Source organism: Fischerella muscicola PCC 7414 (assembly GCF_000317205.1).
Classification (GTDB): domain Bacteria; phylum Cyanobacteriota; class Cyanobacteriia; order Cyanobacteriales; family Nostocaceae; genus Fischerella; species Fischerella muscicola.
In genome coordinates, this window is the sequence record NZ_AJLK01000232.1 from 1 (window position 1) to 673 (window position 673).

Genomic DNA, 673 nt, shown 5'->3' on the forward strand with positions numbered 1-673 from the left:
GCAATCATAAGAACAATGACAGCAACCTTACAACGCGCACAAAGCGCCAACGTATGGGAGCGGTTCTGCAACTGGATCACCAGCACCAACAACCGCTTATACATCGGTTGGTTCGGCGTATTGATGATCCCCACCCTGCTAGCCGCAACCACCTGCTTCATCATCGCCTTCATCGCAGCACCCCCCGTAGACATCGATGGTATCCGTGAGCCTGTAGCAGGTTCCTTACTCTACGGCAACAACATCATCTCTGGTGCAGTAGTACCTTCTTCCAACGCTATTGGTTTACACTTCTACCCCGTTTGGGAAGCAGCATCTCTTGATGAGTGGCTGTACAACGGTGGTCCTTACCAGTTGGTAATCTTCCACTTCCTGATCGGCGTATTCTGCTACATGGGTCGTGAGTGGGAATTGTCTTACCGCTTAGGTATGCGTCCTTGGATTGCAGTAGCATACTCTGCACCTGTAGCAGCAGCAACCGCAGTCTTCTTGATCTACCCCTTGGGTCAAGGTTCCTTCTCTGATGGTATGCCCTTGGGTATCTCTGGAACCTTCAACTTCATGTTGGTGTTCCAAGCAGAACACAACATCCTGATGCACCCCTTCCACCAATTAGGTGTAGCAGGTGTATTCGGTGGTAGCTTGTTCAGTGCAATGCACGGTTCTCTGGTAA

1 pseudogene is annotated in these 673 nt (G+C 50.7%); it reads left to right on the forward strand.

From position 1 onward, the window contains the following. Nucleotides 1-15 precede the first annotated feature (15 nt). A pseudogene (locus tag UYI_RS0131395) lies at nucleotides 16-673 on the forward strand (photosystem II q(b) protein); the annotation flags it as partial.